Annotated in this window: 13 protein-coding genes; 9 read left to right on the top strand and 4 right to left on the bottom strand. The window is 71.9% G+C overall.

What is annotated here, in order from left to right:
• Positions 1-1,853 (top strand): DUF4159 domain-containing protein (locus tag JWR86_RS04580; protein ID WP_299561397.1); only part of this gene is annotated, 1,853 nt, incomplete at its 5' end.
• Positions 1,850-3,925: a hypothetical protein gene (locus tag JWR86_RS04575; RefSeq protein ID WP_299561394.1), complete on the top strand. Its 2,076-nt coding sequence runs from the start codon at positions 1,850-1,852 to the stop codon at positions 3,923-3,925. The genes JWR86_RS04580 and JWR86_RS04575, both read left to right, overlap by 4 nt.
• A 24-nt stretch (positions 3,926-3,949) precedes the next feature.
• Here the strand turns inward: JWR86_RS04575 and JWR86_RS04570 are convergent, their stop codons facing one another.
• Genes JWR86_RS04570 through JWR86_RS04555 form a run of 4 tightly spaced genes read right to left on the bottom strand, consistent with a single transcriptional unit; the run spans position 3,950 to position 8,044 of the window.
• Positions 3,950-4,507 (bottom strand): N-acetyltransferase, encoded by a 558-nt coding sequence (locus JWR86_RS04570; protein ID WP_299561391.1) that lies wholly within the window; start codon positions 4,505-4,507, stop codon positions 3,950-3,952.
• The gene (locus tag JWR86_RS04565; RefSeq protein ID WP_299561388.1) at positions 4,504-5,232 is read right to left on the bottom strand and encodes an ABC transporter ATP-binding protein; all 729 of its coding nucleotides are present in this window, start codon (positions 5,230-5,232) and stop codon (positions 4,504-4,506) included. Before JWR86_RS04565 ends, JWR86_RS04570 begins: the two co-directional genes overlap by 4 nt.
• Positions 5,229-7,010 carry a branched-chain amino acid ABC transporter ATP-binding protein/permease gene (locus tag JWR86_RS04560; RefSeq protein ID WP_366914538.1) on the bottom strand — a complete coding sequence of 594 codons (1,782 nt, stop codon included), beginning with the start codon at positions 7,008-7,010 and terminating at the stop codon, positions 5,229-5,231. Before JWR86_RS04560 ends, JWR86_RS04565 begins: the two co-directional genes overlap by 4 nt.
• Entirely contained in the window at positions 7,007-8,044 is a 1,038-nt protein-coding gene (locus JWR86_RS04555; RefSeq protein ID WP_299561385.1) for a branched-chain amino acid ABC transporter permease, read from the bottom strand. The genes JWR86_RS04560 and JWR86_RS04555 overlap by 4 nt, the downstream gene beginning before the upstream one ends.
• Before the next feature lie 201 nt (positions 8,045-8,245).
• Here JWR86_RS04555 and paaX point away from each other — a divergent pair, with 201 nt between their 5' ends.
• The 7 genes from paaX to JWR86_RS04520 form a co-directional block, all read left to right on the top strand.
• Positions 8,246-9,109, top strand: a complete 864-nt coding sequence (paaX, locus tag JWR86_RS04550; RefSeq protein WP_299561382.1) for a phenylacetic acid degradation operon negative regulatory protein PaaX — start codon at positions 8,246-8,248, stop codon at positions 9,107-9,109.
• Positions 9,110-9,181: 72 nt separating this feature from the next.
• Positions 9,182-10,177 carry a 1,2-phenylacetyl-CoA epoxidase subunit PaaA gene (gene paaA, locus JWR86_RS04545; RefSeq protein WP_299561379.1) on the top strand — a complete coding sequence of 332 codons (996 nt, stop codon included), beginning with the start codon at positions 9,182-9,184 and terminating at the stop codon, positions 10,175-10,177.
• A gap of 131 nt (positions 10,178-10,308) precedes the next feature.
• Positions 10,309-10,596, top strand: coding sequence for a 1,2-phenylacetyl-CoA epoxidase subunit PaaB (paaB, locus tag JWR86_RS04540; protein ID WP_299561376.1), 288 nt, complete (start codon positions 10,309-10,311; stop codon positions 10,594-10,596).
• A 100-nt stretch (positions 10,597-10,696) separates the two neighbouring features.
• On the top strand, positions 10,697-11,461 hold the full coding sequence (paaC, locus tag JWR86_RS04535) for a 1,2-phenylacetyl-CoA epoxidase subunit PaaC (protein WP_299561373.1): 765 nt from the start codon (positions 10,697-10,699) through the stop codon (positions 11,459-11,461).
• Positions 11,455-11,955: a 1,2-phenylacetyl-CoA epoxidase subunit PaaD gene (gene paaD / locus JWR86_RS04530; RefSeq protein ID WP_299561370.1), complete on the top strand. Its 501-nt coding sequence runs from the start codon at positions 11,455-11,457 to the stop codon at positions 11,953-11,955. The genes paaC and paaD overlap by 7 nt, the downstream gene beginning before the upstream one ends.
• Before the next feature lie 148 nt (positions 11,956-12,103).
• Positions 12,104-13,180 (top strand): 1,2-phenylacetyl-CoA epoxidase subunit PaaE, encoded by a 1,077-nt coding sequence (paaE, locus tag JWR86_RS04525; RefSeq protein ID WP_299561367.1) that lies wholly within the window; start codon positions 12,104-12,106, stop codon positions 13,178-13,180.
• Between the two features lie 95 nt (positions 13,181-13,275).
• On the top strand, positions 13,276-14,140 hold an 865-nt coding region (locus JWR86_RS04520; RefSeq protein ID WP_299561364.1), incomplete at its 3' end, for an AMP-binding protein.

The following is a 14,140-nucleotide window of genomic DNA, read 5'->3' as shown; positions in this document are numbered from 1 at the left end:
TGTCGGGCGCGTCCGCCGACCAGGCGCAGCCGCTGCTGTCGCCGACCTACTACCTGGCCCGCGCGCTCGGGCCCTATTCGGAGCTGCGCGAAGCGCCGGGCGGCGTGTCGGAGGCCATCTCCGCGCTACTCGACCAGCAGGTCTCGGCGCTGGTCCTGGCCGATGTCGGCACCATGGACCGCGATACGCTGGCCCGCGTCACCGCCTTCGTCGAGAAGGGCGGCCTGTTGCTTCGCTTTGCCGGCACGCGGCTCGCCGGCGGCAATGACGACCTCGTGCCGGTGCGGCTCCGCCGCGGCGGCCGCAATCTCGGCGGGGCCCTGTCCTGGGACGCGCCCCGCACCTTCGCGGCTTTCGGCCGGGAGAGCCCGTTCCACGGCCTCGCGGTCCCGAGTGATCTCGGCGTCCGGCGGCAGATCCTGGCCGAGCCGGACGGCGACCTCGCGCGCCGCACCTGGGCGGCGCTGGAGGACGGCACCCCCATCGTGACGGCGGACCGGCGCGGCGAGGGTCTCGTGGTGCTGGTCCATGTCACGGCCGATGCGGCCTGGTCGAACCTGCCGCTCACCGGCCTGTTCGTCGACATGCTGCGCCGGGTGGTCACCATGTCCGGCCCGGGCGCCATGGTTCCGGCCGGGCAGGAGGCCCGGCAGGAGGTCGCGACCGTCGCCCCGAACCGGGTGCTGGACGGTTTCGGGGCCTTTGTGCTGCCGAACAGCAACGCCCGCCCGGTGCGGCGCGACTTCGCCGAGCGCGCCCGCGAGGAGCACCCGCCCGGCTTCTACGGGCCGAGCGACGCCACGGTCGCCGTGAACGCGCTGGTGGCCGGCGACAGGCTGCTGCCGCTCGACCTGGGGCCGCTCGGAGGCCGTGTTCAGCCGCTCCGGCGCGCCGAGACCTTGGACCTGCGCGGCGGGCTGCTGACGGCCGCGATCCTGCTCCTGCTGCTCGACACGCTGGCCTCGCTCTGGCTGAGCGGCCACCTCGCACGTCTGCGGCCTCGCCCAACCCGCCGCCGCGCGGCCGGCGCTTCGGCTTCGGTCGCCCTCGCCGTCCTGGCCGCCGCCTCGCTGCTGGCGCAGCCGACCGGCGCGCAGGAGCGGCCCGCCCGGGCGGGCGTGGAGCCGGCGCTGGTAACGCGGCTGGCCTACGTGATCACGGGCGACAGCCAGATCGACGCCACCAGCCGGGCCGGCCTCCTGGGGCTGAGCCAGGCGCTGGCCAGCCGCACCGCGATGGAGCCCGGTGACCCGATCGGCATCGACCTCGCCCGCGACGAGCTCAGCTTCTACCCGCTGATCTACCTGCCGGTCGCACCCCGCCAGGCGCAGCCCGGCGACGCGGCAATCCGCAAGCTGGACGCCTTCATGAAGAACGGCGGCACGGTGGTGTTCGACACCCGGGACGCGGCGAGCTTCCGGCCGGGCGGCGCGCCGAGCCCCGAGGGGCAGGCGCTGCGCCGCATGCTGCAGACGCTCGACATCCCCGAGCTGGAGCCGGTGCCGCGCGACCACGTGCTGACCAAGACCTTCTACCTGCTGGACAGCTTCGCGGGCCGTTACGCCACTGGCCAGACCTGGGTCGAGGCGCTGCCGCCGGCCCCTGACGGCGAGCGCCGGCCGGCCCGCGCCGGAGACGGCGTGTCGCCCATCCTGATCACCTCGAACGACCTCGCGGCCGCCTGGGCGGTGGGCCGCAACGGCGAGCCGCTCTACCCGACGGTGGGCCCGGACCCGCGTCAGCGGGAAATGGCCATTCGGGGCGGGGTCAACGTCGTCATGTACACCCTGACCGGCAACTACAAAGCCGACCAGGTGCACGTGCCGGCGCTCCTCGAAAGGCTCGGGCAGTGACCCTGAGCCTATCCTTCACGCCGCTCGTGCCGCTGTGGCTGCTGGCAGCCTTCGGTGCGCTCGCCCTCGCCATGGCGGTTCTGGCCCTGCTGGCCCGCGGCCCGGTCGCGGTGCTGCGGGCGCTCGCCATGGGCCTGGTTCTGGCGGCGCTGAGCAACCCGTCGCTGGTCCAGGAGGAGCGCGAAAAGGTTCGCGACATCGTGGCCGTGGTGGTGGACCGCTCGGCCTCGCAGCTCCTGGGCGACCGGGCCGAGATGACCACCCGGGTGCGGGACGAGCTGGAGAAGCGCCTCGGCGCCTTGCCGGATCTCGACACGCGGTTCGTGGAGGCCGGCGAGGGCGAAGGCGACGACGGCACGCGTTTGTTCGCGGCGCTCGGCCGCGCGCTCGCCGACGTGCCACCCGACAGGCTGGCCGGGATCCTGATGGTGACCGACGGTGTGGTGCACGACATTCCGGCGGACGCGTCAGATCTCGGCTTCCGGGCTCCGATTCACGTGCTGGTGACCGGGCGGCCGAACGAGCGCGACCGCCGCATCGCGCTGATCGAGGCGCCGCGCTTCGGCATTGTCGGCAAGGAGCAGACGATCCGGGCCGAGGTGTCGGAACGCGGCGGCACCGGCACGGCTCGCGTCACAGTGCGGCGCGACGGCGAGCCCGTCCTGGCGCAACAGGTCCGCACCGGCCAGCCCTTCAGCCTGACGGTGCGGGTCGAGCATGGCGGCCCGAACGTGGTCGAGATCGAGGCCGACGCGCTGCCGGGCGAACTCACGCCCGCCAACAACCGGGCCGTGGTCACCATCGAGGGCATCCGCGAGAAGCTGCGTGTCCTCCTCGTCTCCGGCGAACCGCACCCAGGCGAGCGCACCTGGCGCAACCTCCTGAAATCCGACGCCAACGTCGATCTCGTGCATTTCACCATCCTGCGCCCGCCCGAGAAGCAGGACGGCACGCCGATCAACGAATTGTCGCTGATCGCCTTTCCCACGCGCGAGCTGTTTCAGCAGAAGATCAAGGAATTCGACCTCATCATCTTCGACCGCTACGCGAACCAGAGCGTCTTGCCATCGAGCTATTTCGACAACATCACGCGCTACGTGCGGGAGGGCGGCGCGCTGCTGATCGCGGCCGGGCCGGAATTCTCCGGGCCGTCGAGCCTGGCCCGCACGCGGCTGGCCGCCATTCTGCCCGGCAGCCCGGACGGCCGCATCGTCGAGGAGCCCTTCAAGCCCAAGATCACCCGCGAGGGCGAGCGTCATCCCGTCGCCCGCGACCTGCCGGGCTCCGAATCGGACCCGCCCGCCTGGGGCGAGTGGCTGCGCACCATCGGGGCCGACATCCGGCGCGGGGCGAGCGTGATGTCGGGCGCCGGCGACCGGCCCCTGCTGGTCCTGGCGCGGGAGGAGAAGGGGCGCGTCGCGCTGCTGCTGTCCGACCACGCCTGGCTGTGGGCGCGCGGCTACAACGACGGCGGCCCGCATGTGGATCTGCTGCGCCGGCTGGCGCATTGGCTGATGAAGGAGCCTGCCCTCGAGGAGGAGGCGCTGCGGGCCAGCGTGTCGGGCCGCGACATCCGGATCGAGCGCCAGACCATGCGGGGCGACCCCGGCCCCGTCCGGGTCGTGTCGCCGAGCGGCCGGGAGCAGGAGATCGCCGCCGCCGAGGACCGGCCCGGGCTCTACCGGGCGCAGGTGCGGGCGGGCGAACTCGGCCTGCACACGCTGCGGTCGGGCGACCTCGTCGCCTTTGCCAGTGTCGGGACGGTCAATCCGCGCGAACTCGCCGACGTGTTCTCGGACACGGAGCGTCTGCGGCCGCTGGCCGAGGCGACGGGCGGCTCGAGCCGGCGTGTGGCGGGGGAGAGCGGCGGGCCGAACCTGCCCCGCATCCAGACTGTGCGGTCGGGCTCGCGCGCGGCGGGGGCGGATTGGATCGGCCTGCGGCCGACCGACTCGGCCATTGTCCGGGGCGTGTCCGTGATGCCGCTCGGCCTCGGCCTTCTCGGCCTCGCTCTCCTGATCGGCGCCGTCCTGGCCGCCTGGCTGCTGGAGGGCCGCCGCCGGGCAGCCTAGCCGCCCGGCATTGCCGCTTCCTGCTCAGGAGGCGGTTTCGATCCGCACGGCCGCGCCTGGAGCCTGAGCCGGCGGGGCTAGGCCCCTCCGGGCCATGACCCGTCCTTCCAGGCCGTCCAGGGCGCCGGGCTGGAGCTCCGCCACCAGCAGCCGGGCGGGGTTCACCGGGGCCGGCATCTCGAGCCGGCCGGCCGGGGCGCGGGCGAAGCCGAAGCGGCTGTAATAGGGCTCGTCCCCGACCAGCAGCACCAGCCGGTGCCCGCCGGCCCGGGCGGCTTCCAGCGCCCGCTGCGTGAGCGCCGCTCCGATGCCGCGCTTCTCGAAGGCGGGCTCGACCGCGAGGGGGCCGAGCACCAGCGCCGGCGCGCCGCCGATCAGGATTGGCGAGACCCGGACGGAGCCGACGATCAGCGTGCCGACCGAGGCCGTGAAGCACAGCTCCGGGGTCGCGGCGCCGCGCTCACGCAGCCGAAAGGCCGTGCGGGCGAAGCGGCCCGGTCCGAAGGCGCGCTCGTGCAGACGCTCGATGGCCTCCTCGTCCTCCGGCCCCTCGGGCCGGATCTGCAAGGCGAGGTCGGTCACGACGCGACCGCCCGGATGCCGAGATAGGTCGCGATGACCCGCTCGTCGCGGCGAAGCGCCTCGCCCGGCCCCTCGAGGACGGCGGCGCCGTTTTCCAGAACGTAGGCGTGGTCGGCGAGGTCGAGCGCCGCGCGGGCATTCTGTTCGACCAGCAGGATGGAGACGCCTGTTCGGCGCAACTCGGCGATCACCCGAAAAACCTCCTTCACAATGAGGGGCGCGAGGCCCAGCGACGGTTCGTCCAGCATGAGCAGGCGCGGCGTGCTCATCAGGGAGCGGGCCATGGCCAGCATCTGCCGCTCGCCGCCGGACAGCGTGCCGGCCAGCTGCATGCGCCGTTCCGCGAGCCGGGGAAACAGGGCCCACATCGCGTCGAGGCTTTCCGCGAATCCGGCCGTGCTGCGCCGCCGGAAGCCGCCGAGGCGCAGATTGTCCTCCACGGTCATCGACACGAACAGCTCGCGCTTCTCGGGCACAAGGCTCATGCCGTCCGCGACCCGCTGCTCGACCGGGCGCCCGGCCAGCGGCACGCCCCGGAAGGTGGCGAGGCCGCGGCAGGGCAGGATTCCCATGACGGCCGAGAGCAGCGTCGTTTTGCCCGCGCCATTCGGGCCGAGGATCGCCACGATGGCGCCTTCGGGCACGCTCAGCGACACCTCCCGGACCGCGTCGACCCGGCCGTAGGAGACCGACAGCCGCTCCAGGCTGAGGAGGGGCGCGCTCACGCGGCGCTGCCCAGATAGGCTTCCACCACGGCCGGGTTGGCCTGAATCTCGGCCGGTCGTCCCTGGGCGAGTTCGGCGCCGAAATTCATCACCACCAACCGGTCCGTCAGCTCCATCACGAAATCCATGTCGTGCTCCACCAGGAGCACGCCGACGCCCGACGCCCGAACGGCGCGGAGCAGCCCGGCCAGGGCCTGCTTCTCGGCGTGGCGCAGGCCCGCCGCCGGCTCGTCCAGCAGCAGCAGCGCCGGTTCGAGGGCGAGGGCGCGGGCGATCTCCACCAGCCGCTGCTGGCCGAGCGGGAGTTCGCCGGCGACCGTGTCGCCCGCCCCGGGCAGACCGACCCGGGCCAGGGCCGCCCGGGCTCGGGCGAAGAGCCGCGCCTCCTCGGCCCGGTCGAGGCGGAGCGCGCCCGCCACCGGGCCGGCCCGCCCGTGCAGATGCGCGCCGATCGCGACATTGTCGAGCACACTCATGCCGTCGACCAGCTTCACGTGCTGGAACGTGCGGGCGAGGCCAAGCGGCGCGATGCGGCGCGCCGGCCAGCCGCGCAGCTCCTCGCCCCTGAAGCCGATCGAGCCGCCATTCGCCGGCAGCATTCCGGTGATCAGGTTGAAGCTCGTCGACTTGCCGGCGCCGTTCGGTCCGATGAGCCCGACGATCTCCCCCGCGCCCACCCGGAAGGTGAGGTCGTCGACGGCGACCAGCCCGCCAAAGGTCTTGCGCAGGTGAACCACGGACAGGAGGGGCGCCGGCGCCCCGGCGGGCGCGCCTGCTGGGGGCGGAGACGGTGCTGCCGCCACAGGGCTGCCGGCCGGGGCCTCCGGCCTCCGGCCAACCCACCGCCGCAGATGCGGCCACAGCCCCTCGGGCGCGAACTGGAGAATGAGGATCAGCGCGAAGCCGAAGACAATGGATTCGAAATTGCCGGCCGTGCCGAGCAGGGCCGGCAGCACGTCCTGCAGCTTGTCGCGCACGAGCGTCACGAGGCCGGCCCCGACCAGGGCGCCGCCGATCTGGCCGACGCCGCCCGCCACCGCCATCAACAGGTAGTCGATCGACACGGTGACCGAGAAGGGCGTCGGGTTGATGGCCCGCTGGAAGTGCGCGTAGAGCCAGCCCGAGATGGCGGCCAGAACGGCCGCGTAGACGAAGGCCAGGATGCGGGCCCGCCCGGTGTCGATGCCGAAGGATTCGGCCGCCAGCACGCCGCCCCGCAGCGCCCGAATGGCCCGGCCGGCACGGGAATCGAGCAGGTTCGCGGTGGCCACCACCATCAGGGCCAGGATGGCGAGGGTCAGCAGGTAGAAGCTCGCCCCGCCCGCGAAGCTGAGCCCGGCGATCGTGATCGGCGGAATGCCCGAGATGCCGTCGAAGCGGCCAAAGGCGTCGAGCCCGCCCGTCAGGTAGAAGAAGCTGATGTTCCAGGCGATGGTCGCGACCGGCAGATAGTGGCCCTTGAGCCGCAGCGTGATCGCGCCGATTCCCCAGGCCAGCAGCCCGGTGAGGAGCACCGCGACCGGCAGCGTGGCGAGGGGCGGCCAGCCGTAGCGGGTGGTCAGGATGGCGGTCGTGTAGGCCCCGAAACCGACGAACATGGCCTGGCCGAACGACACCACGCCGGCCACGCCCGTCAGCACCACGATGCCGAGCGCCACCATGGCCGACAGGCCGATCAGGCTGCCGAGCGTCAGCCAATAGGCCGGGACGCCCGGCAGCATGGGCAGAAGTGCGGCGAGGGCGAAGGCGAGCAGCGCCGCGACCTGGGTCGACCTCACTCCTCGTCCTCGAGAACCAGCGAGCGCCGGGACCGCACGAACAGGATCGGGACGATGATCATGAAGACGATCACCTCCTTCAGCTCGCTCGCGAAGAAGGACGCGAAACTTTCGATGATTCCGACCAGGAGTGCGGCCCCGGCCGCGACCGGGTAGCTGACGAGCCCGCCGATGATCGCCGCCACGAAGCCCTTCAGGCCGATGATGAAGCCCGTGTCGTAGTAGATCGTGGTGAGCGGCGAGATCAGGATGCCGCCGGCCGTGCCGATCAGGGCCGCGAGCCCGAAGGCGAAGCGGCCGGAGAAGAGCGGCGAGATGCCGACGAGCTGCGCACCGAGCCGGTTCACGGCCGTCGCCTGCAGGGCCTTGCCGATCAGCGTGCGGCCGAAGAACAGGTAAAGGCCGGCGATCAGGACGGCGGTGACCACGAGCACGGCCAGCGCTTGGCCGGACAGCGACAGGTCGCCGAGGGTCAGGCTGACCTGTGACAGCGGCGCGGTGCGCGAACCCTCTGCGCCGAAGAAGATCAGGCCGAGCCCGACCAGCGCGATGTGGAGCGCGACCGACACGATCAGGAGCACCAGCACCGAGGCCTGGGCCAGCGGACGGTACACCGCGCCATAGAGGAACAGGCCGAGCGGCACCGTCACGGCGAGAGCGAGCAGGACCTGGAGCCACTGGCTTGGCCGGTGTGGTGCGAGGAGCAGCACCAGGGCCGCCACGGCGACGGGCAGGACCACCGTCTCGGCGAGGGTGCGGAGCCAGATGCGGGCGGTCAGCACGCGGCGTTCGGACCAGAGGGTGACGATGCCGGAGGCGAGGCCGAACAGAAGCAGAAGCCAGACCGTGCCGGGCGCGCGGCCGAGTTCCAGCGCGGCCAGGCTCAGCGCCCCGAAGGACACGAACTCGCCGATCGGCACGAAGATCACCCGCGTCACCGTGAAGACCAGCACCATAGCGAGGGCGAGAAGCGCGTAGATGGCCGCGCTGACCACGCCGTCCTGGAAGAGGATCACGAAGATCGACAGGTCCACGGAGAGCCTTTTGGCCGCGCGCCGCCCGGTACGGCCTGTGCCGCCCCGTCTTGACCGCGATCCCGGCTGCCCGTCAAGCAAGAGGGAACGCGGCTGTCGGGTGTCGCGCCGGAAGAGGTGGACGATGCGGCTCCGGATCGGGATAGACTTGCGGATACCTGGCCGGAACGCCTGATCCCGCATCACATCGCACCGCCCGCCATGCCGTCCCCGGCCTTCGACGGCTTGCTCCACCACCTCCGGAGCGAGCCCTCCCGCACCTGGTCGCTGGTGATCACGCTGTTCGGCGACGCCATCGTGCCGCGCGGGGGAGCCGTCTGGCTGGGCACCGTGCTGGAGGTGCTGCGGGCGCTAGGCACCGAGGACGGCGCCGTGCGGACCGCCATGTCACGCCTCACGGCGGATGGCTGGCTCGAGCGCAGCCGCGCCGGCCGCAACAGCTTCTACCGGCTGGCCGAACCCGGGCGGGCCACCTTCACGGAAGCGAGCGAGCACATCTACAGCTTGCGCTCTCCGGGCTGGGACGGCTGCCTGACGCTGATCATGACGGCCGAAGGCGACCACGAGGGCGCCCGCGCCGCGCTCGCCGCCGCGGGTTTCGGGGCGGCCCTGCCAGGGCTGCACATTGCCCTGCCGGGCACGCCGGTGCCGGAAGAGGCGCGGGACGCCATCCGGATCGAGGCGCGCTGCCCGCCGGCCTCGGCCCGCCGCCTCGTCGGCCTGGCCTGGCCGCTGGACCGGGTGGCGCAGTCCTACGGGCAGTTCGTGACGTTGTTCACGCCGCTGAAGGCGAGCTTCGACGCGGGCGAGACCTTGTCCGATCTCGAGGCGCTCGCGGCCCGCGTCCTGATGATCCACAGTTATCGGCGCATCGTCCTGCGCGACCCTGTCCTGCCCAAGGCCCTGGTGCCGCAGCCCTGGCCCGGAGACGAGGCGCGCCGGCTCTGCGCCGGGCTGTATCGCTCGCTGCTGCCGGGCTCGGAGAACTGGCTGGACGCCCACGGCGTTGACGAAGCGGGTCCGCTGCCGGCGGCCGGGCCGGATCTGCGCCGCCGCTTCCGCTGACGCGTTACTGAATATCTTGCGGCCGGGACTTTGCTGTTACATGATCCGGCAAGAAACGGTCGGGAGGACGGCATGTACACCCAGGCCCTGAACACGCCCGACCGCGAGCCGCCCGCGGCGGCCGAGTCCGAACTCGCCCGCCGCTTCCAGGTCCGGATCGACGCCGACCAGCGCATCGAGCCGAACGACCCGATGCCGGAGGCGTATCGCCGGACGCTGACCCGGCAGATCTCCCAGCATGCTCATTCCGAGATCGTCGGCATGCTGCCGGAGGGAAACTGGCTCACCCGGGCGCCGACGCTGCGCCGCAAGGCCGCGCTTCTGGCCAAGGTCCAGGACGAGTGCGGCCATGGCCTCTACCTCTACGCCGCCGCCGAGACGCTGGGCACCAGCCGCGAGGAGATGGTCGACGCCCTGCTGGAGGGCCGGGCCAAGTACTCGTCGATCTTCAACTACCCGACGCTGACCTGGGCCGATATCGGCGCCATCGGCTGGCTGGTCGACGGTGCGGCGATCATGAACCAGATCCCGCTCTGCCGCTGCTCCTACGGGCCCTATGCCCGGGCCATGATCCGGGTCTGCAAGGAGGAGAGCTTCCACCAGCGCCAGGGTTTCGAGATCATGATGACGCTGGCCCGGGGCACGCCGGACCAGAAGGCCATGGCCCAGGACGCGCTGGACCGCTGGTGGTGGCCCTGCCTGATGATGTTCGGCCCGCCGGATGGCGCGAGCCAGCATTCGGACCAGTCCACCCGCTGGAAGATCAAGCGCTTCTCCAACGACGAGCTCAGGCAGAAATTCGTCGACGCGACCGTGCCACAGGCCGAGTTCCTGGGGCTCACCGTCCCGGATCCCGACCTCGCCCGCGACGAGGCGACCGGGTCCTACCGGTTCGGCCCGATCGACTGGTCCGAGCTGAAGCGCGTGATCGCGGGCGACGGCCCCTGCAACCGCGAGCGCCTCGCTGCCCGCCGCAAGGCGCATCGGGAGGGCGCATGGGTGCGGGAGGCGGCGGCTGCCTATGCGGCCAAGCGTGCGGCGCGGGCGGCCGTGAAAGAAGCGGCCTAGACGGCGCGGCCTCCCTGGCCGGAGCGAAGCGCGGGGGGATGGAGCCAGATCACGCCTGGCCCATGGATCCCCTTCCCGGCGCTTCGGGCCGCCGGGGATGACAGGACGGAGCGCAGGGAGGGAGACCCAAGATGCCCACACCCGACACGCCGCTCTGGGAGGTGTTCATCCGCTCCCGCAACGGGCTCGCGCACAAGCATGTCGGCTCGCTGCACGCGGCCGATGCGACGCTGGCGCTCCAGGCCGCCCGCGACGTCTACACGCGGCGGGGGGAGGGGCTGTCGGTCTGGGTGGTGCCGTCCGCCGCCATCACGGCCTCGGACCCGGCCGACAAGGGCATGCTGTTCGAGCCGGCCCAGTCCAAGATCTACCGTCACCCGACCTTCTATGAGGTGCCGGACGATGTCGGGCACATGTGATGGCGCGAAGCGACGCCCTCCCGGGCGCCGGCACGATCCAGGTGGATCCCCTTCCCCTCCGCTTCGCTCCAGCCGGGGTGACAAGGGGGGTGGTGCAACGATGAAGATCGCGACCGACTCCCCTCTCGCCCTCTACACGCTCCGGCGTGCCGACGACGCGCTGATTCTCGGGCACCGGCTGTCGGAATGGTGCGGCCACGCGCCGATGCTGGAGGAGGACATGGCCCTGGCCAATATCGGGCTCGACCTGATCGGCCAGGCGCGCTCGCTTTACGGCTACGTGGCCGAGCTGCGGGCGGACGGCTCGGACGAGGATCAACTCGCCTACTTGCGGGACGCGCCGGCCTACCGGAACCTGCTCCTGGCTGAACTGCCCAAGGGCGATTTCGCCCAGACCCTCCTGCGCCAGTTCCTGTACAGCGCCTTCGCCGACCCGTTCTGGCGCGCCACCCTGGCCTCAGGGGACCCGACGCTCGCCGCCATTGCCGGGAAGTCGGAAAAGGAGAGCGCCTACCACCTCCGCCACACGGCCGAATGGGTGATCCGGCTCGGCGACGGCACCGAGGAGAGCCACGCCCGGGCCCAGGAAGCGCTGGACCTGCTCTGGCCCTACACCGGTGAGATGTTCGAGGCCGATGCGGCGGAGCGCGAGCTGATGGCGGCCGGCCTCGCAGCCGATCCCGAGCCGCTGCGCGAGGTGTGGTCCCGCACCGTCGACCAGGTCTTGCGGGAAGCGACCCTGACCCGGCCGGTCGGAGGCTGGATGCAGTCCGGCGGTCGCCACGGCCGCCATTCCGAGCATCTCGGGCATCTTCTGGCCGAGATGCAGGTCCTCCAGCGCAGCTATCCGGGAGCAAAGTGGTGAGCGGGGCGGGCCCGCCGGACCTGCTCGCCCGCGCCCGGGCGGCGGCGGGCGAGGTGGTCGACCCCGAGATCCCAGTGCTGACGATCGCCGATCTGGGCGTGCTCCGGGATGTGAGCACGGAGGGCGGTCGCGTCGTCGTGACCATCACGCCGACCTATTCAGGGTGCCCGGCCATGGACGTCATCGCGCTCGAGATCGCGCTCGCGCTGGCCCGGGCCGGCATCCCGGATCACGAGATCCGGACCGTGCTGCACCCGGCCTGGACCACGGCCTGGATGACGGAGGAGGGCCGGGCCAAGCTCCTGGCCTACGGGGTGGCGCCCCCCTCCGCCGGGTCCAGCCGGGGCGCGCTGTTCGGCCAGGAGGTCGTGGCGTGCCCGCGCTGCGGCTCGGACATGACGGAGCGCCTCGCCCAGTTCGGCTCGACATCCTGCAAAGCCTTGTGGCGCTGCACGTCCTGCCGCGAGCCGTTCGACTCTTTCAAATGCCATTAGCCAGAGCTGTCAGCCCGGGCTCGTGCGGCCCCGTGATCCGCCCCTGCCCGGCCGGGAAGGTGGGGCACGCGGAGCATGGCGGAGGGGGCGTCGCGCCCCTCCGCCGGGGCCGCCACTCTCCCCCGCTTCGCCGGGGCGCCGCCGCGGCATGATCCGGCCCCGCTTCCACCCGCTCACCATCCGGGACGTTCGCCGGGAAACGCCGGACGCGGTGTCGATCGCCTTCGACATCCCGGCCGAACTCATGGCCGCCTACGCCTTTGAGCCCGGCCAATATCTTACGCTGCGCTCGGCCCTAGAGGGCGAGGAGGTGCGGCGCTCCTACTCGATCTGCTCGGCCCCCGGCGACGGCGAGCTGCGCATCGGCGTGAAGAGGGTCGAGAGCGGGTTGTTCTCGACCTTCGCCAACGCCGCCCTGCAGCCCGGCGACACGATCGACGTGATGACGCCGACCGGCCGTTTCGGCCAGATCGAGCCGTCGGCGGGCGGGCGGACTTATGCCGGGTTCGCGGCCGGCTCGGGCATCACGCCCATTCTGTCGATCATCCGCGGCGTGCTGGCACGCGAACCGGAAAGCCGCGTGTTCCTGTTCTACGGCAACCGCTCGACGGCCGAGATGCTGTTTCGGACGGCGCTCGAGGAGCTGAAGGACCGCTATCTCGATCGGTTCTCCGTGTTTCACGTGTTGTCCGGGGAGGAGCAGGACGTGCCGGTGCTGAACGGGCGGCTCGACGGGGCCAAGGTGCGGCTGCTGCTGACGCACATCGTCCCGGCCCGGGTCGTGGACCACCTGTTCATCTGCGGCCCGCTCGGCATGAGCGAGGAGGTGGAGGCGGCCGCGCTCGCGCTCGGCATCGGGCCGGACCGGATCCACCATGAGCGCTTCGTCTCGGAACAGGGCGGCGTGCCGCAGCCCAGAAGGGCGGCGCCGGGGGACGCGGCCACGGGCCGCCTCGCCGCGCTGATCGCGGACGGCAAGCGCCGCGAGGTGCGGGTGCGCGAGGGCGAAACCGTGCTCGACGCGGCGCTCCGTGCCGGCATGGACCTGCCCTATGCCTGCCGGGGCGGCATGTGCTCGACCTGCCGGGCGCGGGTGAGCGAGGGCGAGGTCCGGATGGACGTCAACTACGCGCTCGAGGGCTGGGAACTCGCGGCAGGCTTCGTCCTGACCTGCCAGGCCCGCCCCGTCACGGACCGGGTGGTGGTGGATTTCGACGCCATGTAGCGGCGCGCGCTCCGCCGCAGCCGACCAAGCCGACCGCGTCCGCGGGACGCGATCATCGGGCCGCAACAGGCCCGGGACCGAGGGGGAGGGGACAGATGACCGGACCGGATGCGGGCCTCGACCCCGCCGAGCGCATGTCGCGCGACGAACTCGCCGCGCTGCAAACGCGCCGCCTCGGCTGGTCGCTCCGCCACGCCTATGACAACGTTCCGCATTACCGCGCCGCCTTCGACGCTGCCGGACTCGCGCCCGGCGACTTTCGCGAGCTGCCCGATCTCGCCCGCTTTCCGCTGCTGGCCAAGGCGGACCTGCGCCAGAGCTATCCATTCGGCATGCTGGCCGTGCCGCGCGAGCGATGCCTGCGCATCCACGCCTCCTCCGGCACCACAGGCAGACCGATCGTCGCCGCCTATACGCGGGGGGATCTGGAGATGTGGGCGGAGGTGATGGCCCGCTCGCTGCGGGCCGCCGGGGCGCGGCCGGGCCAGATGCTGCACAATGCCTATGGCTACGGGCTCTTCACGGGCGGGCTCGGCGTGCATGCCGGGGCCGAGCGCCTGGGCATCACCGTGGTCCCGGTCTCCGGCGGCATGACCGAGCGGCAGGTGCAGCTCATCTCCGATTTCCGGCCCGAGCTGATCACCGTGACGCCCTCCTACATGCTGGCGATCCTGGACGAGTTCCGGCGGCAGGGCATCGATCCGCGTGAGACTTCGCTCGAGGTCGGAATCTTCGGGGCCGAGCCCTGGACCAACGCGATGCGGCGCGAGATCGAGACCGCCTTCGGCATGGACGCGGTCGACATCTACGGGCTGACGGAGGTGATCGGCCCCGGCGTCTCGATGGAATTCCGCGAGACCAAGGACGGGCTGCACGTCTGGGAGGACCATTTCTACCCGGAGATCATCGATCCGGCGACCGGCCGCGTGCTGCCCGACGGCGAGCTGGGCGAACTCGTCT

It is taken from the genome of Enterovirga sp., from assembly GCF_028290205.1.
Taxonomy (GTDB): Bacteria; Pseudomonadota; Alphaproteobacteria; order Rhizobiales; family Beijerinckiaceae; genus Enterovirga.
This window is presented reverse-complemented; position numbering and strand designations above follow the sequence as displayed.